Source organism: Kovacikia sp. CALU 1929 (genome assembly GCF_056784235.1).
In genome coordinates this window covers 1-23382 of sequence record NZ_JBXBCF010000035.1, presented here as the reverse complement: position 1 = coordinate 23382, position 23382 = coordinate 1, and the positions used below count along the sequence as shown (strand labels likewise).

Below are 23382 nucleotides of genomic sequence, written 5' to 3'. Positions count from 1 at the left end.
AGGAATGTTTTAGTTTAAGGGCGTTGCGGGAATTTCAGCATGGACTCCGAGTGAATTACCAGAATCACGGGCAACTATTTCCTCCACCTTTGCATCCTCTTTTGCATCCTTTTCAGGTAAACTCGGATCTTCTAACAATCGATTAATGAAGCTGGCAACGGGCACTGCAATCAACAGTCCCGGAAGCCCGAATAGCTTAGTGCCCAACACCAGAGCAATAATGACCCAAATTGGCTTAAGTCCGGTAAAACCGCCTAAGATGCGAGGGGCGATCGCCTGATCAACCACCTGGTCAATGACAATGCAAACTATTAAGGTGGTCAGGGCTAATCCAGGCGACTGTGCTGCCACCAGCAGAGAAGCCAAGCCAAAACCAAGCGTATCTCCAAAAGGAACCAATGTCATGATTCCAATCGTGGAGCCTAACAACAAGCTGTAGGGTACTTTGAGGACAAAAAGCGCGACTGAAATCAACACAGCCATCACTAAACCCAACGTTGCCTGACCAATAAAGTAACTATGAAAATCGTTGTGGAGCGATCGCTGAATCGATACACGTCGGTTTGCTGGCAATAATTGAAAAAGAGCATTCCAAACGCGGTTGCCATCCAGCAGTAGATAAAGCGTTAGAACCAGTGTTAACAATGCCGAAGAGATGCCACCAACTGCATTCAGCGTCAGCAAAACCGTTTCGTCCCCTAAGCCATCTAACTTTTCTGGCAGCCGTTCGGTAGATTGACGAATCAATCGGCTCAAATTAATCGGCAACCGATGGGCAGATGCCCAATTTTGCAGGACCTGGAGTTTTTGACTGGCAATCCCCAACCAGTCAGGCATGTGCTCTACAATTCCAGAAACTTGTTCCAGTAAGGCAGGCAGCAGAGTGATACCCAGCGCCCCTAACCCAACCAGACTGAGCAGCAGCACCATAAAAACGGCAAAGATCCGGTTGACTTTGTGCCGTTGAAGAAACTCAACCGGATAGTTCAAGATAAACGCAAGCACTGCCGCCACTATAAAAATAGTGACCAGTGGCTCAAAGTAATGCAGCAGTTGAATTAACACCCAACCATTCAGGGCGATCGCAGGCAGCAGTAGCCATGCTTTGATCGATTGATTAGATCCTGCAAAAAGTTCTGTCATCTCAGTTCCGTTCCGAGCGGCTTAGTCTGGGCAGGGGAGGCTTGATCGTAAAATTGACTACCCCGTTGAGCGGCAGCCGTTTGAGCAAATTGGTACGCACAATTGTAAGACTTGGAGCTATGGATTGCCCGCCAGTTGGGATAGTCTTTGCAACCCGATCGAAGAATAATATCTTTATCAGTCTGATAAGTGGTGAAAAAAGTATTTGAATCGATGGCTTCCTGCATGAACTGACTCCAGATGTATCTGCACGTTTCCGCTTTGCAAAGTATTCCTGTTATCGTTCAAATCCCTGAATTGCGAGATCTACCGCTGGGATGAATTCGTTTTAACGGGCTAGAGCTGATTTGAGCTGGAGGTCGGTGTCTGGTAGTGCATTGCATTGCAGTGCCCCTACAGAACGCAAACAACAGATCTGGAACACTACCCTTCATTTCGATATTGCTGTTGCAGTCAGCGATGATAATGCATGACAATGCGCTTAGGAATGAGAATTTAACAAAACCGAATTTTGTAGGGTGTGTAAAGCCTGCGGCATGGCTTCACTAAAGGCGATAGCCACAACGCACCAATCCTTCGAGGCGATGCGTTAATAACTAAGAGGTAGAAAATGTCATCCTCCGAGCCAATTAGCATTCGTCAGCTTTCCGCCAAAGACCTGGCACTGATGGAGGACTTATTGGCTACTTTCGGTGAGGCTTTCGACGAAGTTGATATCTACAGCTCGTCTCGCCCAAGCAATGCCTATCTCAAGCGGCTGCTAAGCAGCGATTATTTCATCGCGCTGGCAGCATTAAAAAAATGAATCAGTCGTCGGAGGTATTGCTGCTTACGAACTCCAGAAGTTTGAGCAGGAGCGAAGTGAAATTTATATTTACGATCTGGCTGTAGCCGCAGCGCATCGACGCGAGGGCATTGCCACCGCATTAATCCAAAAATTAAAGGAGATCGCTGTAGCAAGAGCAGCTTATGTTATTTTCGTACAGGCGGATATCGGGGATGATCCTGCAATTGCACTCTATACGAAGCTTGGGACACGCGAAGATGTGCTTCATTTCGATATTGCTGTTGCGGTCAGCGATGGATAATGCATGACAATGCGCTTAATTAATAGACATTACCGGAAATAAACCGCCTGCGATGAGAATAGACGATAAAACTGTAGGAATTGACGGCTTTACGTAAAGAATTGATCTCTTTTCTTATTTCCGAAGAAGTCTAATGAGTTACTGAAATACCAGATGGAGCTAGAAATCTTGTTCCATCGCCCTTTGGGAGATGGCGAGGGTGAGGGCAGATTTTCCGGTTCATATCTCGATTCAGCAACGCCCACAGCAAAATGAGTTGAAACTTCGTTCCAACTCATTTAAGCCTTAATATATCCCTGGCATCGGCAACACCGACCAACGAACAATTAACAATTTATCGCGGTGGCACTTGATCGAGTGTCTGACGCACCCCTGGACCCGGTGTATAGTCATAACCAAAGGTCGCGCGATCGCTATCATCCAGAATGCGCGGGGTCAACACAATGATTACCTCTCGCCGCTCATTGTTTCGCGCCGTCCGTCTAAACAATGCACCCAGGATGGGGATGTCTCCCAGAATTGGGATTTTGGTCACCTCTGCCCGGTCAGCATCCTGGATAATACCAGCGGCTACCAGGGTTTGACCATCCCGCAGGCGGATCCGTCCCGAAGCCAGCGATCGCTCCTGCAATAGCGTAATTTGTTGAGTTGTGGCAGAACTACCACCAAAACCGGGAATATTGATGTTAAAGTTTCCGGTTGGGGTAGAAACTACTGGGTTGACGGCTAACGTAACAAAGCCATTATCATCAATCCGGTCCACCTGAACGTTGAGCGTTACCCCAGCATTTGCCTTCTGAGTCGTCACAGTCACCGTGGCAGAGTCCCCACTACCCGTAGTTTGAACCTCCACATTGGAGATGATTTCCTGGGTTAAGTTAACCGTTGCCTGTTGTCCTTCCTGCACAACTAATGTCGGATCGGTCAAAATCTTGGCGTTACCAGAAGTGACTTGAAGTTGCAATTGAGCAAAAAAGTTACTGGCAAAGTCATAGAACGGAATTGGAGGAATAGCCCCAATGGGGGAGACCCCAACCTGGGTGGGGGGACTGACTGTACCTGGAATAAACGTACCCAGGTTAATAATCCCCAAGCCACCCTGGTTGATAAAGCGGTTTTGACCTACGCCAAAGGAGAAGCTAAAACCAGCCTGTTCAAGGTTACTTAAATTGACATCAATCACCTTGACATTCATCGTTACCTGGCGGCGGCGGGCATCTAGTTGGCTTAACAGCGCAGATGCAATTTCAACCTTGCGGGGGGCACCACTGACAACGACCGTATTTAACCGGGCATCTACACTCACTGCCAGTCCAGAGAGGGTCAGCGGTGCATCCCCTCTTTGGGCACGGATCAGTTTGATGTCTGGTTCTTCAATCCGAGTTAAGACCTGGTTTGGTCCTGCCGTACCAATAGGCACCACCGTGACTCTGGTAATGGGTAGTTGAAATTCTGCACCCTGAGAAACAAGGTAGTTTGCAGCTTCCGTTGCACTTGCCTGGTTTAACCTCAAGGTCCGGGTTGCCACGTTACGAGCATCATCCGGCAATCGGGGGCCCACATAAATCGTCGAGGCAACTCGATTGGCTTCCAAGCCAGTAATTTGCAGAATGGTGTTAAACACATCCTGAACAGATTCATTTTCAATGTCGAGGGTGACTCTGGGTCCTTCGTCGGGTCCTGCCCCTGGTTGTTGTGCTGGTTGTGCCTGCTGTTGCCCTGGGATAGCTCTCGGTGGGGCATAGGCGAGGTTGAGTCCAGCAGCGCGTGCCAGCAGGGCAAGCACTTCCCTTGCCGGGGCATCCCGCAACACCAGACGGGGTACTCGCTCGGCTGTCCCCAAGTCAACACTGCTGGTTGCTGGATTAAATTGAGAAACGGCAATATCCCCAGTTGGAGGGGGAACCGCCCGTGGCAGGGCAGGCAATGTAACCGGGTTAGCAGTGCCTGGAGGTCCCCCTTGAATCGTAATATTTGGATTGGGAACCAGGGGTGGAGTGGGGCTATTGAGATTGAGGGTCGGGGGTGGTCCAGGACGGGTAGCCGGGGGGGGTGCCTGAGCAACTTGAGGTTGGGATGGGGATTGGGAACGAGGGGGGGCAGTAGAAGCTGCTGGGGTTGAACGAGCCAGGGGCAGCGTTGCTGGAACACTGGAGGCTGGTTGTTTCCCGGTCGAACGGCTCAGGTTTAGCATCACCCCACCGCTGTCTGGGCGAACCACTTCGCCCATGAGTGACCCCTTTTGACCGATCGCCGTGACTCGAACGCTGTTGGCATCCAGTTGGTTGACCGTGACCCGCGAGATTCCCGGTGCCGGGTTTTCCTGACTGTAACTCTTGCCATTCGGTAGACTAAGCTGGGTGCCAGTAATATCGGCAGTCCAGCTATCATTCCGATTGACTGCAAACACATGGGGACGCTGACCCGGCTTTGTTTGCAAAAAAACGTTCACTCCTTGCTGGGTGGGATTGAGTTGAACAGCCGTTATTTGCGCTGACGGTGACGCAAGGGCGGGCTGTATTGCTACCAGTGCGGCTGCTCCACCAAGCAGAATCCGACTGAATCCCTGAGACTGTTTCACGGTTCCTTCCTCACTCAAAAATAATCATTTGAACTAGTCGTTTGTCAGGTTTGATTTTGTGAGCCTGGGATAAGTAGGGGGCTATTATTCTAGGGTTTTGAACCCATCAAACAACGCTTGACAGACCACTAGAACGCACACCAGGGTTTACGAGCGATCGCGCCAGGGCTGACATACCAGTTCTTTACCTCATCGCTTTGGCACTATAGTCAAATTCGCCTGTGCTGCCCCTGCCTGACTTGCGGGCAACAACGCTTCCAGTCGAAACGTGCTTGTAATCTTAGGCTCAGGCTGACAGTTCGCTAAAAAGCGAACTGTATTCCCCTGGATTTCATACAAACGACTGGTCGCCACTCTCCCCGGTGTCCCATCTCCAACCACAAACTCAACATTTTTCAATACCAGCAGAGGTTGCAGCCGTTCAATACTCCGCAAAATCGACTGAGTTTGGGTGAAGTTTCCTTCCACCGTGACATTAATCACCTCTCGACTTAGCTTGTCGTTAACCAGGGAACCGTAGGAGCCGTCAGTCACCGGTCCAGATAGCTTGGGGTCAGGCGTAAACTGCCGCAACTGCGATCGAACAACCAGATCACCGGCTGACTCTTCAATCTGTTGAATATTGTTTCTAACCCAGGCAGGACAACTTGCCAACTTATCCTGTCTCAGCTTTTGCAATCCCGCGTTGCGAGCATCAATTTGGCGGTTGATATCCAACAGCAGGGTATCCAGTACGGACTCGTTGGCAAACAGGGCTAGCACATCCTGTCGTTGTTGCTTTGCCGCTCCCAGATCCTTCTGGGCTTCCTCAATTTGCTTGTTAATTTCCTCCGTTTGCTGAATCTGAGCCTGCTTTTGGGCAACCTGAGCTTCCAAATCCTGGTATCTTTGCCACTCAGGCTGCACCAGATTGAGCAGAATGTAAGCGGCTCCGCCTAAACCTAATAAAGCCAGGAGAATACCACTCAAAGTTGGGGTCATAGGAATCCCAAAAACCACTGGATAAGCCGGTGCCGTATCCAGATCGGGGGGAGCAAAATCATCGGTCATAGTCATTTTTGAATCACCCCCTTGCGCTGTAATGCTTCAATTCGGGTTACCAGTCCAACGGCAGTCTTCCGCTCTAGCTCTTGCAGTAAATCGGATGCCGGGATATCGTTAAATGCCGTTTCAACCGTAAACTCGACCTGCCTGGGAAGCGTAGGCAGCGCATTGGAATCCACCGAACTGGTTGTGGGCGCATTCCGGAGTTGGAGATTACTGAGTGAGGGAGCCTGTTTTTGCAACTCTGATGAAACCAGGCGGGTCTGCTTTGGATCTAATAAGGCTGACCTTTGCAGCACCAACATAAAGTCATTCACGTCATTAAAGGAGTTGGCAATCCCACTGATTTCAACTTTGCCGATGATGGGGGGAGTGGGTGGAGGGGCAGGCTCACCAGGGCTGGGGCTGGGAGCGGGGGCTTGTGCCTGGGGGTTTGGAGCCTGTTGCTTGACACGCAGGATTTGCACTCCAGGCGGAATGCGATCGCGAAAGTCTTGCATCACCGCAGACCAGGGTTTAATCGTGTTGAATACGCTTGCCAGCGCATTGGTTTCATCCCTGACCTGGGTTACCTCAGTCCGGATACTCTCAATTTGCTTTTGCTTCGCCTGAATATCCCCCAGTTGCGTATCCAGAGCTGCCTGTTGCTGCTCTAGTTCGCCATTTCTGGACTGTAAAAAGAGCAGCAGACCACCTGCCAATAATGGCAAAAGGATTGCCGCCAACAATCCCAAAATCAGGGGTTGGCGACTATCGCTTGGAACCGCTTTTACTCCTCTTGCCCGGGCAGCCGCACTATCCGGCTTATACTCCGGGCGGTCATTCAAAAAATTAACGTCCAGACTATACATGTCACATTGCCTCCCGCAAACCTAGACCCAGCACTACCCCCAACCCCGGACGCTGCGTTTGAGGAATCTCTTGAGTGACTTCCAAACCCAGAGCCGCGATTGGGTCAATCTGACTGCTGGGCAAACTCAGCCGTTGGGTAAAAAACTCATCCAACTGACCGATCGCCCCACCTGGACCTGCCAGCAACAGTTGTGCTACTTCCAGGTTGTCTCCCTGGTTCAGGTAAAAATCGATGGAGCGCCGTAATTCGTCTGCCAATTCCCCAATAATTCGCAGCATCGCCGCCGCTCCCGGATTCGTACCACCCATCTTGCCTGGACCACCCATCGTAGTGTCGGCAGGGCTGACCGGGATCGTCATACTTTGCAGCAAATCCGTACTGCGAGACGGGGGCAAATTCATCGCCCGCGACAGCGCACTTTGAATTTGATACGTTCCAATCGGAACCGTCCGCGAAAACTGGGGCACTCCATCCACCGCGATTGAAATCTCGGTACTTTCAAACTCAATATCCACCAGTGCCACGGCTTCCTGGGGCGAAAACTGACGCAGTTGATCCCGAATCGTGCGAATTAAGGCAAAACTGCTAATCTCTAAAACATCTACTTGCAACCCAGCTTGTTGGAAAGTTTGAATATAGGAATCAGTAATTTCTTTGCGGGTTGCAACCAGTAAAACTTGAAACTTTTCGATGCCATCTTCATCAACAAATAGACCAAGTTTCTGATAGTCAACGTCCGCCTCTTCCCGCGGAAATGGAAGATATAGTCCGGCTTCCTGATTGAGCACCATTTCCCGCAGTTCCTGATCATTCAACTCTGCCGGAATCGGAATAATCCGGGTGACCGTATCCCTGCCCCCAGTAACCGCCGTTGCCACCCGCTTGGCTTTGATCTTATTTTCTGCCATCAACGCCTGAATCAGTTCTGCCATACTAGGCGCATCCATGATCTGCCCTTCCTGAAACAACCCCTCAGGAACGGGAGCAGAACCCAGTGTCGCCAGCTTAAACCCCTGACCCTGCTTTTTCAGTTGGGAGATGTTGATCCGATCAGCAGCGAGTTCAATACCGATGCCTTTTGATTTTCCAGAAAACAAGCCTTTTAGAGAGTTAACCACAATCCCGCCTGCTCACTACTTGCTTAAAGGTATAGAAGGTATTCGAAAAACAGGTCAAATATGTTGTTAATACATGGTACTCAATCTAAGTGAGATCGATAATCTTTAAGAGAAAGATACAAACCTTAAACAGATACGACAAGAAAAAATTTCTGCCGTAAAGGAAGGCTGACAAGGGCTTTGATTAAATTTGTCTCGTTCTTAAAAAGCGCGATGACTAAACGATGCACCTGAACTTTTATTGACCTGTTTTAACCCAATGGATGGTCATGAACACTTTTTTCAAACTGCTATGACTGGTCGCGATCGCGAGAGCAAAAACCATTCCTTTGGGCTTGAATATGCTTGCTCATCAGTGATGTTACACACAATTTCGAGAGTTGAGCAAAAAAAATTAGAAAAAGCAGAGAAAGGGTGAAACTGGGAGATGGGGCGGGTGAAGCAGAATTGACCCGAAAAACCTGGCAAACCCCTGGAGTGACTGCTTTTTTCTTAACCTAACTAAAGTTCACCATTCAAAATCTATAACTCCCATTACCTATCCCAAACCAACCCCACCGATCCAATGCTTGACCTTACAAAACTCGCTCAACAAATGCAGGGCATTAGTCAACAGTTATCCCTGGAGGCAACCGCAACCCGTCAACGGCTTGAACGTGCCCAGGAGTTGCTGGCACAGTCCTATCGGAATCAGGCGGCACTTACTGCAAACCAACAAACCTGGCGCGATCGCCTCAGTTTTACCGCTGCCGAACCGATTGAACCTTTAAATCTTCGTTCTAGCATTCCCGTTGCACCTGCAATTCACACCGTTCTGGCAACCGACGGCTCTCAGATTGCGCCCAGCCACCATGAGATCGCCTATTGCTACCTGATCAACGTGGGTCGCATCCTGCTTTTTTACGGACAAAACCGGCTGCCCCTGCTGGATAGCCAACCTGAAATTTTCTATCGCCCTGAAGATCTCTACATTTCCCGCCAGTGGGGAATTCGGACAGAAGAGTGGATGGGTTACCGGCGAACCGTATCGGAGGCAGTGGTGCTGGCAGAGTTGGGAACAGAGGTAAAGGGGAGCACAGGGGGAGGGGAGCAAGGGAGCAGGGGAGCAGAGGGGAAGGGCAGCAGAGAGGAAGGAGATCAGATCACTCCTCACTCCTCACTCCACCCTGCGGGAACGCTAAAGGCGAACCCTCCTCCCTCCTCCCTCCCTCCCACCCTCGCTCTCGTCGATGGCTCGCTCATCTACTGGTTTTTAGAGCCATTACCGGGGGAAGCGCGCGATCGCATCCTCCCCCCCATCCTGGAATCCTGGGATCGGTTGCGGGCAGATAAAATTCCGCTGGTGGGCTATCTCAGTGCGTCTCGGAGTGGGGAATCGATTAATTTCCTTCGGCTTCAGTCCTGCCCTTACGGTGAACCAGATTGTGTTGCCCATTGTCCTGGACAGGGGATGCGCGAGGCATCTCCTGGGCAAAATCGCGCTCCCTGTCAGGTACTCGATCCGTTAAAAGACACGGCTCTTTGGGGAATTCATTTAGAACCGGGACAGCGTAGCCCTCTCTGGCGTAGTTCTGCCCGCATTTTGGATGCTTATGGCGACCACCGAATCTACTTTTGCTACGTTCACGTAGGGACCGAGATTGCCCGCGTCGAGTTTCCGGAGTGGGTCGCAGAGGATGCCGCTTTATTGGATGTTGCCCTTAGTCTGACTCTGGCTCAGGTCCAGAAGGGCTACGGCTATCCGGTAGCCCTGGCGGAAGCCCATAATCAGGCAGTCGTCAGAGGAGGCGATCGCGCCCGCTTTTTCGCCCTTCTGGAACAGCAAATGATCCGTGCCGGACTGCGCAACGTCGGGATCTCTTACAAAGAAGCCCGCAAGCGCGGAAGTATTGCGTAGCCTGGTGGAGAAGGTGAGGGGTAAGGGGTGTGGCGAAATCAATGAATAACCGCTGTAAGAATAACAACTAACAACTACTCATCCCCCCTAATCCCCCTGATAAGTATTCACCTCAACCGCCGATCGCACGGAATGGGTACGATTGGTAGCGCCTAAACTGGCAGCCGCAGCACGGGCAGACGTGGTGGGAGCGATCGCTAATGGCACCGATGGAACCAGTCCCCATTGATTGATCAGGGCTTGCAACAGCCCATCTTGCTGGTCTCGTAAGCCATCCAGGTTGGTTCCCCGGTTGATGATCGTAAACCAGACTAAACCGCGATCGCGGGTCGGCAAAACGCCAGCCAGGGCACTGACATCGTTCAGCGTTCCAGTTTTTACAACCGCCGCAGTGGGAATTTTGCGGTAGTCAATCGTGCCACCGTGGTCAACGCCAGAGACGGGAAACAGGTCTGCCACGGTCAAGTTACGGGGTTGCAAATAGCGCTGAAGTGCTGCGAACATGGCACAAACAGCCCTGGGAGAAATCCGATTTCCTACTCCCAAACCAGAGCCATTCTTCAATAAAATTTCTGTTTGAGGAAATCCCGCAATTAGCGCTGATTGTTGCGCCACATACTGCGCCCCTCCTAGAGAATTGGCTAACACCTCTGCAATTACATTGTTGCTGTAGACATTCATCAACTTCAGGATTTGCGTCATAGGCAGCGAATCATGACGCAACAGTTGGGTTTGGGGTGGCAGCAGATTAGTGCCATAGGTAACAACCTGGACGGGACCAGCGATCGCCACCTGAGGGCGAAGCGTTCCCTTGGGCATGGCGTTGTACTGGAACTGGGCTTCTTCAGTCCAGGTGGTTGAGTTTAATGCCTGCTTCAGTAATGCGCCTGCCTTTTGAGGATTGGTTTCAAAATTCATCAAAAAGTTGCCGGTAATGATCAGATTACCCGTCACTTTACGGATACCCAGGCGATTGAGATCATTTCCCAGGGCGATCGCCTCTTCCCACACCATGAGCGGATCGCCACCCCCCTGAATCACCAGATCGCCCTGCAAAATTCCATTCTCAATTGGACCCGTCGCACTGACCAGCGTTTCAAACTGATAATCGGGTCCCCAGTTTTGAAGGGAAACCAGGGATGTGGCAACCTTTGTCAGCGAAGCCGCCGGAAGGGGAGTAGTCCCCTGGTTACTGGCAAGAAAAACAGAACCCGTTTGCAGCCAAACTCCCTGAGACGAGGAAAGCAGACCTGTTTTGGAAAGTTGCTGAAGATATTGCTGTAACGTCAGTTGAACCGTGGTATCCGGTTCACCAGGAACAACCATCCAGGGTGTATCCGTAGCCGTCACTAAATTGACCGAACGCACGGGGTCTGGCACGCCTGCCATCGTCAGCCAGAGAGAAAACAGCCCAGAGCTAAACAGTTCCAGCAATTCTGCCTCCTGTGATTGTGCCAGATAGAGTAGACATGAATGTTATACAACAGGTTGGGGGTGAATCGGGTGATAGGGGGCAGGTGTTAGGTGTTAAGTAGTTGCTGTATAGCCGGATGGTCATGGCTGCGCTAAAGGGTCAGCGTCAGGCACTAAGAATCAAAGCGAACGTGTTGTGGCAATACAACTCCCCAGTAAACAATTAATAACCACTCATCCCACCTGACAACCGATACCCGGCACCCAGTACCCTATATATAATGCCATCTCGGCTTATCATAGCTCATTTGTACTATTTCGATTTCTATTTTGGTTATGGGTCAGTCTGGTCAAAATCAAGCGTTACGGATGCTGCCATTCGTGGTGGGAGGATTGGCGGGGACCTTGTTATTTGCCAATCGGTTGCTTACACCAGACCTGACGGATTCTCAGGCAAGATCGGATGCACTGGGGGTTATCCTAAGTGCCGTCTTGATTCTAACGGGTTTGCTGTGGCAACAGGTTCAACCCCGCCTGCCGGAAAGTGTGGAACTGATTGGGCAGGAGGGATTTGAACTGCTGCCAGAATTATCCGATGTTGTGAAAACAGAACTTGCCTGGGCATCTCACTTGCTGTTGACGACTACAGTCACGCGATCGCTCTTGGTCTGGTATGACGGCAAAGTATTACTGCGTCGCGGTATTTTGCCTGAAACGCGAGACGTAACACCAGGACCGATTTTGCAGCGGGTTTTGGAGAAGCAAAAGCCTGTTTACCTGGTTGCATTGAAGCTTTACCCAGGCAAGGTGGAGTTTAATTATTTGCCAGAAAACACCCAGGGACTGATTTGCCAGCCCATTGGCAATCGGGGGGCATTAATCCTGGGAGCCAATGCTCCCCGTAGCTATACCCGCCAGGATGAAAACTGGATTGCCGCGATCGCAGACAAGCTGGAGAACACCTTGGGGCAGGAGATGGGGGAGTAGGGGGATAAGGGAAGGGGATGGGGAGATGGGGGGATGAGTGAACGCGGGCAGAGAGACAGAAGAGCGAAGTAAGATGGGATAGACGCAAAAAGGATTCCGTATATTCCTTATTTTCCGATCCACCCCTTCACCCCTACCCACACTTCTCCTCCTTCTCCTATGACCGATTACTTCTGGCTTTACTGGGTTCTCGTTGCTGTTATGGTATTTGGCGTGGTTGGTTCGGTTGTGCCAGCCATTCCTGGAATTAGTGTGATTGTGGGGGCGATTGTGGTTTGGGGACTGGTAAAAGGATTTGCCAGTGTCAGTCTTGCCCTGGCGGTTTCGATTGTGCTGCTGCTGGTGAGTGTGGGAATCGACTTTCTGGCGACCTACCTGGGGGCAAAGCAGGCGGGAGCCAGTAAATGGGGTCAGATCGGTGCCCTGGTTGGTTTAGTCGTTGGGTTGTTTGGGCTATTACCTGCCCTGCCCGTTGGGGGTCCAATTTTAGGCATCATTCTTGGTCCCTTGCTGGGCGCACTGATTGGAGAATTTCTCTACCGCAGAGATTTGGGGCTAGCGGCAAAGGCTGCCGTTGGTATCCTGGTAGGTTCGATTGTAGGGAACTTGATTCAGGGAATTTTTGCGATCGCCAGTGTGGTGGTTTTCCTGGCAACCACCTGGCCCTACCAAACGTGAGATGGACTAACGGCACTGCCTGAGTTGGGGTGTTTTTCTCAAGGAAAATGCACGGGCGATTTCGTCGCAGCGATCGTTGCCTTCGTTCCCTGAATGTCCCCGCACGTAAACCCATTTGATGGCTGGAGAGTTGAGCAAATCTAACACCTGCCAGAGATCCTGATTTTCCACAGGTTTCCCTTTGGAATTCTTCCATCCTTTCCGTTTCCAGCCTTTAATCCATTCCGTAATTCCTTTCAAAACGTATTCACTATCGGTGTAAAGCTCAATTGGCTCAGTTTGTTCAGACTCGTTGAAGAACTTGAGCGCATTGATTGCCGCTTCCATCTCCATTCGGTTGTTGGTGGTTCTGGAATCATATCCACCCAATTCATGGATGGAACCATTGGTGCAGTAGATAACCACTCCCCACCCGCCCGGTCCAGGATTGCCGGAACAAGCACCATCCGTGTAGATACGTTGGATTCCTGCGGTTTCCTGAGAGGACGGGTTTTGAGGTGATGGGAGATTGAGGTTGTCAGCGACTTCGGCGATCGCAGATTGCCCTGGCTGTAAAAAATCAAGCGAAACATTTAATTCCCGCAATTTTGCTTCCATTGCATTGGCACGCTGACGCTCCTGCTCCAACTGTTGGAGCGCCTCAGCCAAACGCTTTTCTGCCTGTTCTACCTGCTCTTTTAATGTCAAAGCTTCTTCCATATTCCTGTTTGTGCTGGCATGGTAACAAATGTTCCCCAACATCGCATCATTAACCTCTTTCAACTCTCAACTCTCAACTCAAAACTTTTCCTTCTCCCCTCTCCCCTTACTACTACTTAAGTATGAGAATCCTGAGAGATTAAACCCTTCGACAACCCTCATGGTCTAAGAAATGTAAACCATAGCAATGGAGATGCGATTTATGAAACGCGCACTCATCGCAGCGATCATGGCACTCCCGCTAGGCGTTGTGTTTCTGCTACCGAAACCTGCATCGGCGGCTAATATCATCTTGCAAATTGGTCCTGGGAGAAGCCGTCCTACAGTCTATCAAAGAGGCGTTATTCAACCCAGACCCACAAACCGCGCTCCAGCGGTTTACCCAGGGGCACGTCGCCCCGCAGCGGGAATCCAGAAGCAACAGCAGCAGCGTGGGTGGACTCAAAGGCGATGGGTTCCCGGTCGTTGGGAAACTGTTCGCGGCAATCGCAGATGGGTTGAGGGTTATTGGATTCCCGCTCGCCATGAATACCGCTGGTAAATAGCGAGGTTTGAACAAACACGGAAACGCAGGATATGAAGCCGCGACTGTGTATAGCTAGCAGCAATTTTTAGTAGGGTGGGCAGTGCCCACCCTCTTTCAGGCATCAAGGTTTGTGGGCAGTGCCCACCTACTGCTTACGAATTTAGTTTTTCTGAGGTTACTTAGGTTCTTCGTAAAAACTATTACTACCTTGCGAATCATCTGTCCCTAATGGAATTTGTGGCACAACTTCAATCAACGCCTTTAATGCTTTATTAACGGCTTCTGATGTCGTGAAAACTTGAGCAACATCTTCATCTAGCACAACAACAGTCATCCTCTTTCCACTTTGGGCGGTAAAACGATTGGGCTTTGCCTTCTGATAGTCAAAGTGGTATTCAGATAACATCTCATCATCAGAGTTTAAAGATTCACCGAAAGGTGTTTTGTTCATAGTCTTCACGCTCATTTCGATTAACTGAACGGGCACTGATGATACGAATAGAGTTATAACGTTCAGTGAAAGAAACCAAAATTAACCGACCTTTCTGAGAGTGCCCGATAATAATTTCTCTCTGCTCGCCTATAATGAATCGCTGTGTCTCAAATAACCTCTTCCTACCAGGAATTGAAGCAGACTCAGTTTATTTCCAGCAGCGCCTCAGACAATCGCGTGTCTTAAATTTGCCTCACTCAACTCTGCACCGGAAAGATTAACTCCAGTCAGGTTAGCTTTGCTCAGGTCTGCCCCCCGCAAATTGGCATGGCTGAGATTGGCATGGCTAAGATTTGCCCGGTTCAGTTTTGCGCCGCGCAGGTTGGTGCCGCTTAAGTCTGCCTGGGCAAGGTTAGCCAGACTGAGGTTTGTCCAGGTCAGCGTTGCCTGGGATAGGACTGCTTGACTCAGGTCAGCATTTAACAGGTAAGCTCCGGTAAGGATGGCTTCCTGCAAATTAGCACCACGCAAATTGGTGCGATAAAGGTGAGCCTGACTGAGTTCTGCCTGGGTAAGGTTGACGCGATCGAGGTTGGCATCGTTCAAATTGGCACCGATCAGCATCACTCCAGTCAGGTTGGTTCGCTGCAAATTCACTCCACATAGATTAGCCGCTTGCAAATTCACCCCCAAACATTCGGTGCCAATTAAATTAGCACGACAAAGATTTGTCCCACGCAAATTGGCACAGCGTAGATCTGCTCCCAACAAGTTGGCATCACAGAGTTCCGCCTCGGTCAGGTCAGCCCAAGTCAACGTTACATGGGCAAGTTCTGCCTGGTTGAGAATTGTGTTGGATAAATACGCATGACTGAGATTGGCTTTGTGAAGAATTGCCCCGGTCAGGTCTGCGCTATCCAGTCTGGCTTCCCAAAGGTTGGTCCCTTGCAAATGGGTATTGGTTAAATCAAAACCTGTCAGGTCAAATCGACTGAGATCCGCTGCGCTCAGGTCAGGTGTCGTATGCAGATTTAAGGAGCGCCATTCTTTCCAACGAAGGGCACCCTGCTGAAGCCATGCAAGATGCTCTGGGTTTGCCATTGCCCTACTCCTTCCGGAGATCAGTATGTTCTCGACCGGGTGCCATCTCCATTGTTTCCAGTACCGCTTTGGATGCAGCAAGGATATCCCGTTCTTCCCCACCCAGGTAAAGCCGCCCAAAACTACCGACTGCCGAAACCTGGAGAATATTAATGAGAGCGGCTTTTTCTGCCTCGTTGGCTGCCAGGGAAGCATAGGCAGCAGGCTCTACTTCAAACACGTAGAGACTCTGTCCTGACAAAATCATCTGCCCCCGACGATTACGATTAATCATCTGGGTGTGGTGGGGATCAATATTGCGGATAATCTGGCTGGAGAGGACTCTCGGCTTACGACAGTCCTGCCGCCGCACTCCCAAAGCTGCCAAAATCGCCTTCCCGGCTGCCTGCGTTTCACCCTGATTGCTGGAATGAATTTCGAGCAAGCCATAAAGCCGCTCTACCACCAGAACCCCTGGACGCACTACGGCGGATTTCAAAGCAACATCGGTAATGCGGTTAATCTCAATGCCAGGAGAAACTTCTACCCAAAGCGAAGCATCCCCCGGTAACGGCAAAAAACCGATCGCCACAGTACCCAGATAGGCAGCGTGTTGTGGCTGAAGCCGATCGATGTATACGTAACTACGAAGATCAATACCCAAGATGAATGTTTCTGCTGAAAAGCTTTAACAGTATACGCTTTCACAGGGGGCAGTGGCTAGGAACGGAGGGAAGAGATGGGGAAGGTGTGAGGTGTGAGGTGTGAGGTGTGAGGTGTAAGTTAGAAATGCTTATTGCTTGAGTCTTGGCTCTCCCCATCTCCTTTGCCCTGCTGCTCCCCTTACCCTATCTCGTACCATCGATTCCCTAGTCCCTGTAAAATAATTCCAGATCCTCTTTTATCCCCCGAACTGCCATGTCTGTTTCACAACCGGGTCCGTATCAAAGTCGAGTCCTCAGTGGTGCTGTACGGCAAGCAAGGCGCTGGGCTGACCAGGTCAATATTGCTCTACGGCGGTTGAAGAACACGACGGACTGGGCGGCGCAGTTGGTACTGTATCCGATTTATGTGGTGTTTCAGACAGCCGGGTTGGCGGGGGCACAGTTACGGCAGGCGGTGGGGTTGGGGTTGCCGGAATTAAAGGCGATCGCCCAGGATATTAAACGAGCACCGTCAGACACAGCCTCATCCCTGACGGCGAATACCCCAATTCAGCAGGCTTTGCTCACGGTCCAGAGCTTTTCGCTGCCGATGGATTTACCAGTTTTGTTGGAGCAGGCGGCACCCTCAGAAGAAAGTCATCCATCAGACCCATCCTCTCCTGAATTCACGCTTCGTTCCTTCAGGGGGCTGGTGGTTTCGACCCTGCGCTCCTGGGTGCAAGGTCTGGTCAGGAAACCCCAGTCAGCAGAGCAGGTAAGCGGTTTAACAGGAGATTCTTCTGAACTCGTCACCACCGCTGCGGGGCAATTGTCCCAAACTCAGACTGGTCAGATTAGCTCTGCCAAGGGTTTCGTGCGGGGGATTGCCAGCCTGGTGGAAACCAAAACCCTGGTGCTGGTCACCAATCAAAATCAGGTACTCGATGTTCTCACCTCAGAGCAACAAATCCAGTTACGTCAGCGAATTTCCTGGGAAACTGCCCACTATGGGCGTTATCTCCGGTTGCGACAGGCAACCCAACAGGCATTGCGTTCCCGTCTCGCATCTGAGAATCCCCATCTACTGCTGCCTGTTCGCCTTTTTCGCAGGTTGATGGGATGGGTGCAGACCAGTCCCCTGGCGATCGCAGCCAATCTTTTCCAGGAATCCTCCCTGCCAGCCATTGCAGGAACACAGCCACTTACTTCTCTACCAGCAAGCTTTCATCTGCCTGCCCTCCCCTTACCGCTTTTACCGGCTCAAAATCCTCTGGCGCAGATGCTGAAGACGGTTTTTTCTGGAGAGCGATCAGGTACCGTACCAACTCTTGCCCTGCCCTCTCATCCTTTCTCTGCTGTATCCATTTCCAACACGGCTCAGAGAATCAGGAATTTACTAACCTCCACAGTTCAATCCCTACGGGCAAGCTATTCAGGTTTAAGTCTTCGCAGTGCTGACAGTCTGATGTCCCAATCATCTGTCTCAGCAGACTCAGAACTGATTCAATCAGCTTTTTTAACTTCTGTTGTCTCCCCCGTTCAACCTGACAGCCCATCTCTGGTAAATTCCCCATCGTCACCATTCTCATTGGAAAATGCGGTTCCAGATTATCTGGAAACCGATGTCATTTCAATAGATTATGTCCTGAGTCCGCTGGAACTCGTTCTCAGATGGGTAGACCGTTTCTTACTCTGGCTAGAAAAATGGATGGGTATTGTCTGGAACTGGTTGATCCGTTTCTTGAAAAGAGGTCAGAGTTGATGCAGGGTGGGTTAGGGGCGAAGGCTAGTTAACTCATCTTATATTTATGGCTCGAATTAATCTGCTAGATACGCGCACTACTAGCTTCGGGGACTTAATCGGTAATGGCAAGATTTATCGAGTGCCACCTTTTCAGTGCGACTACTCGTGGAGCGAAGAAAATTGGGAAGATCTGTGGCAAGACATCCTGTTGCTTTGCTCTAACCCGGATTCCAGCCATTATATGGGAGCGTTGGCTGTCTATTCTTAAGATAGAGAGGATAAACATTTCTAGCTGGGCATTCTCAGTGATTTCTCTATGCAAAGGATTGTGTTGATTGCCGGGTTTGAGTCCTTCAATGCCAACCTTTACCGGCAGGCAGCCCAACTGGCGCAAAAACGCTGTCCAGAGCTAGATATACGGGTGTTTAGCGATCGCGATCTCATCGCCCAGCCCACCACAGTTGAAGCGGCACTCCAGGGTGCTCAGGTGTTCTTTGGTAGCCTCCTGTTTGACTACGATCAGGTTCTCTGGTTGCGGGAACGGGTGCAGGATATTCCCATCCGCCTGGTGTTTGAGTCTGCCCTGGAACTGATGAGCCTGACTCGCCTGGGCAAATTTGCGATCGGCGACAAGCCCAAGGGAATGCCCAAACCGATTCAGTTTATCCTCAGCAAATTCAGCAGCGGACGGGAAGAGGACAAACTGGCTGGATACATCAGCTTCCTCAAAACCGGACCCAAACTGCTCAAATTCGTTCCTGTCCAAAAAGTTCAGGATCTCCGCAACTGGCTGATTATCTACGGCTACTGGAATGCAGGTGGTTCTGAAAACGTAGCAGCCCTGTTTTGGACATTAGCAGACAAGTACCTCGATCTGAAAGTTGGTGAGATCCCCACTCCGATTGAAACTCCCAACATTGGGCTACTTCATCCTGACTACAGCGGCTATTTTGAATCTCCCAGGAAGTATCTCGAATGGTATTTGAGTAGGGGACAGGGGACAGGAGACGGGGTACAGGCTTCAAACCCCTCTCCTCCCACAGTTGCCCTTCTCCTTTACCGTAAGCACGTCATTACCAAACAGCCCTACATTCCAAAATTGATTCGTGCTTTTGAGGCAGCGGGTTTGGTGCCATTGCCTATTTTCATTAATGGGGTGGAAGGGCATGTTGCAGTGCGTGACCTGATCACCACTGACTACGAACAGCAGCAGCGCCAGCAAGGAACGGTTGAAACTCTGTCCCTATCGAGTGAAGCAGTGCAAGTGGATGCGGTTGTTTCCACGATTGGCTTTCCGCTGGTCGGGGGTCCGGCGGGTTCAATGGAGGCAGGACGGCAGGTGGAAGTTGCCAAACGCATTTTGGGTGCTAAGAATGTCCCCTACCTGGTGGCGGCTCCTTTGCTAATTCAGGATATTCACTCCTGGACACGGCAGGGAATTGGGGGGTTGCAGAGTGTGGTTCTCTATGCCTTACCGGAACTGGATGGGGCAATTGATACCATTCCCCTGGGCGGACTGGTTGGCGAAGAGATTTACCTGGTGCCCGATCGCGTCCAACGCCTCACCGATCGGTTGAAACAGTGGATTGAACTTCGCCGCACGCCCCCAGCGGAACGCCGGATTGCCATCATCCTCTACGGGTTCCCCCCTGGCTATGGCGCAGTTGGAACAGCGGCATTATTGAATGTGCCGCGATCTCTGCTCAATCTTCTCCAAGCCCTCCAAGCCCAGGGCTACACCGTTGGAGATTTACCTCACGACGGCGAAACCCTGATCCAGTGGGTCAAAGATGCCGATGAAGCAATGGGGCAAGGTACAGGGTACGGGGTACGGGGTACAGGGTACGGAGTGCCAGATGTACAGCAGGAGACCCAGCAGCCAACAACTAACAACCAACAAATAACTAACAACTCCCCTTCCGGCACCCACTTCCCACTCCCCACCACGGTTCCCGCCCGTTCCCTCGCATCCTGGCTCGGCTACCTCCGCACCTCCTGGGTGGAGAAAAACTGGAAGTCCCTAACCGATACCGGCATCAAAACCCTGGGGGATGAGTTTTTATTGGGGGGGGTGCAGTTGGGTAACATCTGGATCGGGGTACAGCCGCCTCTGGGGATTTCCGGCGACCCCATGCGACTGATGTTTGAACGGGATCTGACTCCCCATCCCCAGTACGCCGCCTTTTACCAGTGGTTGCAGAAGGAATTTCGTGCCCATGCGGTGGTTCACTTTGGCATGCATGGCACGGTTGAATGGTTGCCCGGTTCTCCCCTCGGCAATACAGGCTATTCCTGGTCTGACATTCTGCTGGGAGCCTTACCCAATCTCTACATCTACGCTGCCAATAACCCTTCGGAATCCATCCTGGCAAAGCGCAGAGGCTATGGGGTGTTGATTTCCCACAATGTCCCACCCTACGGTCGGGCTGGACTGTATAAGGAACTGGTAACGCTAAGAGATCTGATGGCGGAGTATCGGGAAGACCCGCAGAAAAACAGTGTCCTCAAGGAAGCAATTTGCAAAAAGCTGGCAGATACGGGTTTGGAGGCAGACTGTCCGTTTGAGGATGCCCGCAAGCTGGGGATTGCCCTGATTCCAGAAAACGCTCGCCTGTTTAGCAGCGATGCCTTCAACCGCTATCTGGTGAAACTGTATGAGTATCTGCAAGTCCTGGAAAATCGCCTCTTTTCTGCTGGACTGCATACCCTCGGTAATCCCCCCACGACAGAAGAGCTAGAACACTATCTGCAAGCCTATTTTGGCGAGGATCTGTCTGAAGCGGCGCTCGCCACCATTGCCCGTGGAGAAACAATACCAGATGTGGATCGCTTAACTGGGGGCGATCGCACTAAAATCGATAGCGCCATCCAAATCCGCGACCTGCTCCTGCAAAATAGTGACGAACTCACGAATCTGCTGCGAGGCTTGAATGGGGAATACATCCCCCCGGCTCCCGGAGGTGATCTCCTGCGCGATGGTCCCGGTGTGCTGCCGACGGGGCGAAACATTCATGCCCTCGATCCTTACCGGATGCCCTCCCCTGCTGCCTACGAACGGGGACGGGAAATTGCCCGCAAGATCATCGCCCAGCATCAGACAGAACATGGGGGCGCATACCCGGAAACCGTTGCAGTCATGCTCTGGGGACTGGATGCGATTAAGACGAAGGGGGAGTCCCTGGGCATTCTACTGGAACTGGTGGGAGCAGAACCCGTCAAGGAAGGCACCGGACGGATTGTGCGTTACGAGTTAAAACCCCTGGCAGATCTGGATCATCCCCGAATTGATGTGCTGGCAAACCTTTCCGGTATTTTTCGGGATAGCTTTGTGAACATCATTGAATTGCTGGATGACCTGTTCTGCCGTGCGGCTGAAGCGGCTGAACCAGAGGAACAGAACTTTATTCGCAAACATGCCCTGGCACTTAAATCCCAGGGAGTGGAAAACGTGTCTGCCCGCCTCTTCTCCAACCCTGCCGGAGACTTTGGCTCTCTGGTGAATGACCAGGTGGTTGCCTCCAACTGGGAGTCGAGCGATGAACTGGGGCAGACCTGGCAAAGCCGCAATGGGTTTAGCTATGGCAGACAGGACAAAGGACAATCTCGCCCAGAAGTTTTAAAGACTTTGTTGGGGAGTTGCGATCGCATCATTCAAGAAATCGACTCTGTAGAATATGGACTCACCGATATCCAGGAATACTACGCCAATACGGGTGGGTTAAAACAAGCCGCCGAACAGCAACGCTTCACAGAAAACAATCATCCCAAGCCCGTTCAAACCAGTTTTGTCGAAAGTTTCTCGAAAGACACCACGCCCCGTAAGCTGGAAGAACTGCTGCGGTTGGAATACCGTTCTAAACTGCTGAATCCCAGGTGGGCAGAGGCAATGGTCGCCCAGGGATCGGGAGGAGCTTATGAAGTTTCCCAACGGATGACCGCCCTAATTGGCTGGAGTGGCACAACCGGCTTTCAGGAATCCTGGGTCTATGATCAGGCAGCCGCCACCTATGCCCTTGACCCAGAGATGGCAAATAAACTGCGCCAGTCCAACCCGGAGGCATTTCGTAACGTCGTTGGCAGAATGCTAGAAGCTCACGGACGCAATTTCTGGCAACCAGACGAAGACACCCTGAAAAAACTCCAGCAACTCTACGAAGAAACCGACCTGGAACTGGAAGGGGTTAATTAACTGACTTTTAACATTCTGCTGTTAGCACTTTAGCAGCAGTCAAACTTACGGATGAAACCAGGGAAGGGACAATGACTGCATCATCCTGGTAAACCTGCACCTCATACAAGCCATCCAACCATTCCAGAACGGTGGCTTTTGGGGCGATCGGGTACACATCCCCTACTCCAAAAGGTGTCGGTTGAGCATTTGAGATTGCCTGCCGCTGTTGAGCTTCACCGTTAAAGGGTTTAATACTCCCCAACTGGCAGGCTGTACTGGCTTGATTGCAAAGTGGGTAAGATGGATTTCAGATAATCTGGACTGAAATATTACGCAGACATGGATAATAGTGAGCTACAGAAAAGGCACTTTGCTGCTCTTAGAGAGAAATATCAGGTAAGTCAGCATAAAAGTGCTGCGTCTGACGCTTTTTTATATCTAATACTAAGAAAAGCTGAACTGGGCATTCAAATCACAAGCTTGGAGATTCAATGGTTGGCAGGACATCGTCTTTTCAGACCCATTGAAATCATTTCCTTACAGCAATATCAGACAGAGGATTTGAAAAGACTAGAAGTTGAATTTTTGAACCTACGACCTAAATACAAAATTCCAGGAAACTTAGAGCTTTCAATTTCTAGCCCAGTTTATTCAATACTTTGGAAATTAGAGGCTGGAGATTTTCCCACGGACTCAGAACTTGATTTGCTAAATAGTTACGACCTTATAGAAACAACTAGCTTGATTCAAGCTATCCTGAATTTTTCAAAATTGAAAACTAGCTATAAAGCAACCAGGTATCTAGAACATTTCCCTGAAGAGCCTCTCTACTCAATTCTGAAAAAGCTTGATGCGAAAGAGCCATTGTCTGACTTCGAGGCTGATTGGCTCTTGGCGCAGGATTTTGAGGAAACACTGAAAATTCATTGGCAACAGGAGGATGAAAGGAAAGTCATAGCTGAGTTTTCAGATTTGAAAGCAAAATATAACGTTGATTCTTTTCCAGACGCATCTATTTCTAGTCCACTCTATGCCATTTTAAAGAAACTAAAAGAAAAACAAGACCTTGAAAATAGTCAATGTGAGTGGCTTGAACAGCAGAAACTAACTCAGTTGATTGCGATCGATCGCAATCGTAAGGATGCAGAAGTGTTGAAAGAAAGCTTAAGACAAGAAAAAAGGGGTCAGAAAATAGTATTCTGACCCCTATCAAATAAAAAATTCTGTCTGATGCTATCGTCGTTTCCCAATATTGTCAAATCGGTAGTCAAGCGACTGTCGCC

General features: G+C 50.6%; 21 protein-coding genes and 1 pseudogene. 9 read left to right on the top strand and 13 right to left on the bottom strand.

All coding sequences use genetic code 11. The features are described from left to right. Window positions 1-9: 9 nt before the first annotated feature. Together AC1S52_RS02740 and AC1S52_RS02735 are read right to left on the bottom strand one after the other, a co-directional pair. Window positions 10-1143: an AI-2E family transporter gene (locus tag AC1S52_RS02740; protein ID WP_482027511.1), complete on the bottom strand. Its 1134-nt coding sequence runs from the start codon at window positions 1141-1143 to the stop codon at window positions 10-12. Further along, window positions 1140-1370 carry a hypothetical protein gene (locus AC1S52_RS02735; RefSeq protein WP_482027510.1) on the bottom strand — a complete coding sequence of 77 codons (231 nt, stop codon included), beginning with the start codon at window positions 1368-1370 and terminating at the stop codon, window positions 1140-1142. Before AC1S52_RS02735 ends, AC1S52_RS02740 begins: the two co-directional genes overlap by 4 nt. Window positions 1371-1753: 383 nt before the next feature. Here AC1S52_RS02735 and AC1S52_RS02730 point away from each other — a divergent pair. Then, window positions 1754-2231, top strand: a pseudogene (locus AC1S52_RS02730) (AAC(3)-I family aminoglycoside N-acetyltransferase). Between the two features lie 334 nt (window positions 2232-2565). Here the strand turns inward: AC1S52_RS02730 and AC1S52_RS02725 are convergent. The 4 genes from AC1S52_RS02725 to pilM all read right to left on the bottom strand — a co-directional run bounded on the left by AC1S52_RS02725 (window position 2566) and on the right by pilM (window position 7827). After that, a complete protein-coding gene (locus AC1S52_RS02725) occupies window positions 2566-4812 on the bottom strand; it encodes a secretin N-terminal domain-containing protein (protein WP_482027509.1) in 2247 nt (748 codons plus the stop codon). A gap of 189 nt (window positions 4813-5001) precedes the next feature. After that, window positions 5002-5868, bottom strand: a complete 867-nt coding sequence (locus AC1S52_RS02720) for a hypothetical protein (protein WP_482027508.1) — start codon at window positions 5866-5868, stop codon at window positions 5002-5004. Then, window positions 5865-6707 carry a PilN domain-containing protein gene (locus AC1S52_RS02715; protein ID WP_482027507.1) on the bottom strand — a complete coding sequence of 281 codons (843 nt, stop codon included), beginning with the start codon at window positions 6705-6707 and terminating at the stop codon, window positions 5865-5867. The genes AC1S52_RS02720 and AC1S52_RS02715 overlap by 4 nt, the downstream gene beginning before the upstream one ends. 1 nt (window position 6708) lies before the next feature. Next, the gene (gene pilM / locus AC1S52_RS02710; RefSeq protein ID WP_482027506.1) at window positions 6709-7827 is read right to left on the bottom strand and encodes a type IV pilus assembly protein PilM; all 1119 of its coding nucleotides are present in this window, start codon (window positions 7825-7827) and stop codon (window positions 6709-6711) included. Between the two features lie 565 nt (window positions 7828-8392). Here pilM and AC1S52_RS02705 point away from each other — a divergent pair. Continuing rightward, window positions 8393-9724: a DNA double-strand break repair nuclease NurA gene (locus tag AC1S52_RS02705; RefSeq protein ID WP_482027505.1), complete on the top strand. Its 1332-nt coding sequence runs from the start codon at window positions 8393-8395 to the stop codon at window positions 9722-9724. An 87-nt stretch (window positions 9725-9811) separates the two neighbouring features. Here the strand turns inward: AC1S52_RS02705 and AC1S52_RS02700 are convergent, their stop codons facing one another. After that, window positions 9812-11158, bottom strand: a complete 1347-nt coding sequence (locus AC1S52_RS02700) for a D-alanyl-D-alanine carboxypeptidase (RefSeq protein ID WP_482027504.1) — start codon at window positions 11156-11158, stop codon at window positions 9812-9814. Window positions 11159-11473: 315 nt separating this feature from the next. Between AC1S52_RS02700 and AC1S52_RS02695 the strand changes: the two genes are divergently transcribed. Both AC1S52_RS02695 and AC1S52_RS02690 read left to right on the top strand, forming a co-directional pair. Then, window positions 11474-12124, top strand: a complete 651-nt coding sequence (locus AC1S52_RS02695; RefSeq protein WP_482027503.1) for a cofactor assembly of complex C subunit B — start codon at window positions 11474-11476, stop codon at window positions 12122-12124. Window positions 12125-12283: 159 nt separating this feature from the next. Further along, window positions 12284-12802 carry a DUF456 domain-containing protein gene (locus AC1S52_RS02690; RefSeq protein ID WP_482027502.1) on the top strand — a complete coding sequence of 173 codons (519 nt, stop codon included), beginning with the start codon at window positions 12284-12286 and terminating at the stop codon, window positions 12800-12802. A 6-nt stretch (window positions 12803-12808) separates the two neighbouring features. Here AC1S52_RS02690 and rnhA read toward each other — a convergent pair whose 3' ends face one another. After that, the gene (rnhA, locus tag AC1S52_RS02685) at window positions 12809-13489 is read right to left on the bottom strand and encodes a ribonuclease HI (RefSeq protein WP_482027501.1); all 681 of its coding nucleotides are present in this window, start codon (window positions 13487-13489) and stop codon (window positions 12809-12811) included. Between the two features lie 214 nt (window positions 13490-13703). Between rnhA and AC1S52_RS02680 the strand changes: the two genes are divergently transcribed. Next, a complete protein-coding gene (locus AC1S52_RS02680; RefSeq protein WP_482027500.1) occupies window positions 13704-14042 on the top strand; it encodes a hypothetical protein in 339 nt (112 codons plus the stop codon). 160 nt (window positions 14043-14202) lie between these two features. Here AC1S52_RS02680 and AC1S52_RS02675 read toward each other — a convergent pair whose 3' ends face one another. From AC1S52_RS02675 to ccmP, 4 genes are all read right to left on the bottom strand, one after another. Beyond that, complete coding sequence (locus tag AC1S52_RS02675) at window positions 14203-14478, bottom strand: hypothetical protein (protein ID WP_482027499.1); 276 nt, start codon at window positions 14476-14478, stop codon at window positions 14203-14205. Next, on the bottom strand, window positions 14456-14614 hold the full coding sequence (locus tag AC1S52_RS02670) for a BrnT family toxin (protein WP_482027535.1): 159 nt from the start codon (window positions 14612-14614) through the stop codon (window positions 14456-14458). The genes AC1S52_RS02675 and AC1S52_RS02670 overlap by 23 nt, the downstream gene beginning before the upstream one ends. 71 nt (window positions 14615-14685) lie before the next feature. Next, window positions 14686-15561: a pentapeptide repeat-containing protein gene (locus AC1S52_RS02665; RefSeq protein WP_482027498.1), complete on the bottom strand. Its 876-nt coding sequence runs from the start codon at window positions 15559-15561 to the stop codon at window positions 14686-14688. 4 nt (window positions 15562-15565) lie between these two features. Beyond that, on the bottom strand, window positions 15566-16204 hold the full coding sequence (ccmP, locus tag AC1S52_RS02660; protein WP_482027497.1) for a beta-carboxysome protein CcmP: 639 nt from the start codon (window positions 16202-16204) through the stop codon (window positions 15566-15568). Window positions 16205-16458: 254 nt separating this feature from the next. Here ccmP and AC1S52_RS02655 point away from each other — a divergent pair, with 254 nt between their 5' ends. Genes AC1S52_RS02655 through bchH form a run of 3 tightly spaced genes read left to right on the top strand, consistent with a single transcriptional unit; the run spans window position 16459 to window position 22117 of the window. Further along, window positions 16459-17946 carry a hypothetical protein gene (locus AC1S52_RS02655; RefSeq protein ID WP_482027496.1) on the top strand — a complete coding sequence of 496 codons (1488 nt, stop codon included), beginning with the start codon at window positions 16459-16461 and terminating at the stop codon, window positions 17944-17946. A 46-nt stretch (window positions 17947-17992) separates the two neighbouring features. After that, on the top strand, window positions 17993-18196 hold the full coding sequence (locus AC1S52_RS02650) for a DUF262 domain-containing protein (protein ID WP_482027495.1): 204 nt from the start codon (window positions 17993-17995) through the stop codon (window positions 18194-18196). A gap of 48 nt (window positions 18197-18244) precedes the next feature. Further along, the gene (gene bchH / locus AC1S52_RS02645; protein WP_482027494.1) at window positions 18245-22117 is read left to right on the top strand and encodes a magnesium chelatase subunit H; all 3873 of its coding nucleotides are present in this window, start codon (window positions 18245-18247) and stop codon (window positions 22115-22117) included. A 7-nt stretch (window positions 22118-22124) separates the two neighbouring features. Here the strand turns inward: bchH and AC1S52_RS02640 are convergent, their stop codons facing one another. Beyond that, the gene (locus AC1S52_RS02640) at window positions 22125-22361 is read right to left on the bottom strand and encodes a hypothetical protein (protein WP_482027493.1); all 237 of its coding nucleotides are present in this window, start codon (window positions 22359-22361) and stop codon (window positions 22125-22127) included. 77 nt (window positions 22362-22438) lie between these two features. Here AC1S52_RS02640 and AC1S52_RS02635 point away from each other — a divergent pair, with 77 nt between their 5' ends. Further along, window positions 22439-23302, top strand: coding sequence for a hypothetical protein (locus AC1S52_RS02635; RefSeq protein ID WP_482027492.1), 864 nt, complete (start codon window positions 22439-22441; stop codon window positions 23300-23302). The last annotated feature ends 80 nt before the right edge of the window (window positions 23303-23382 follow it).

Excerpts from the sequence above, each read along its gene's own strand:
- AC1S52_RS02665 (WP_482027498.1), bottom strand. The coding sequence starts at position 15,561 with ATGGCAAACCCAGAGCATCTTGCATGGCTTCAGCAGGGTGCCCTTCGT.
- AC1S52_RS02715 (WP_482027507.1), bottom strand. The coding sequence starts at position 6,707 with ATGTATAGTCTGGACGTTAATTTTTTGAATGACCGCCCGGAGTATAAG.
- AC1S52_RS02690 (WP_482027502.1), top strand. The coding sequence starts at position 12,284 with ATGACCGATTACTTCTGGCTTTACTGGGTTCTCGTTGCTGTTATGGTA.
- AC1S52_RS02680 (WP_482027500.1), top strand. The coding sequence starts at position 13,704 with ATGAAACGCGCACTCATCGCAGCGATCATGGCACTCCCGCTAGGCGTT.
- AC1S52_RS02650 (WP_482027495.1), top strand. The coding sequence starts at position 17,993 with ATGGCTCGAATTAATCTGCTAGATACGCGCACTACTAGCTTCGGGGAC.
- bchH (WP_482027494.1), top strand. The coding sequence starts at position 18,245 with ATGCAAAGGATTGTGTTGATTGCCGGGTTTGAGTCCTTCAATGCCAAC.
- AC1S52_RS02720 (WP_482027508.1), bottom strand. The coding sequence starts at position 5,868 with ATGACTATGACCGATGATTTTGCTCCCCCCGATCTGGATACGGCACCG.
- AC1S52_RS02695 (WP_482027503.1), top strand. The coding sequence starts at position 11,474 with ATGGGTCAGTCTGGTCAAAATCAAGCGTTACGGATGCTGCCATTCGTG.
- AC1S52_RS02735 (WP_482027510.1), bottom strand. The coding sequence starts at position 1,370 with ATGCAGGAAGCCATCGATTCAAATACTTTTTTCACCACTTATCAGACT.
- AC1S52_RS02655 (WP_482027496.1), top strand. The coding sequence starts at position 16,459 with ATGTCTGTTTCACAACCGGGTCCGTATCAAAGTCGAGTCCTCAGTGGT.
- AC1S52_RS02675 (WP_482027499.1), bottom strand. The coding sequence starts at position 14,478 with ATGAACAAAACACCTTTCGGTGAATCTTTAAACTCTGATGATGAGATG.
- AC1S52_RS02635 (WP_482027492.1), top strand. The coding sequence starts at position 22,439 with ATGGATAATAGTGAGCTACAGAAAAGGCACTTTGCTGCTCTTAGAGAG.
- AC1S52_RS02740 (WP_482027511.1), bottom strand. The coding sequence starts at position 1,143 with ATGACAGAACTTTTTGCAGGATCTAATCAATCGATCAAAGCATGGCTA.
- AC1S52_RS02705 (WP_482027505.1), top strand. The coding sequence starts at position 8,393 with ATGCTTGACCTTACAAAACTCGCTCAACAAATGCAGGGCATTAGTCAA.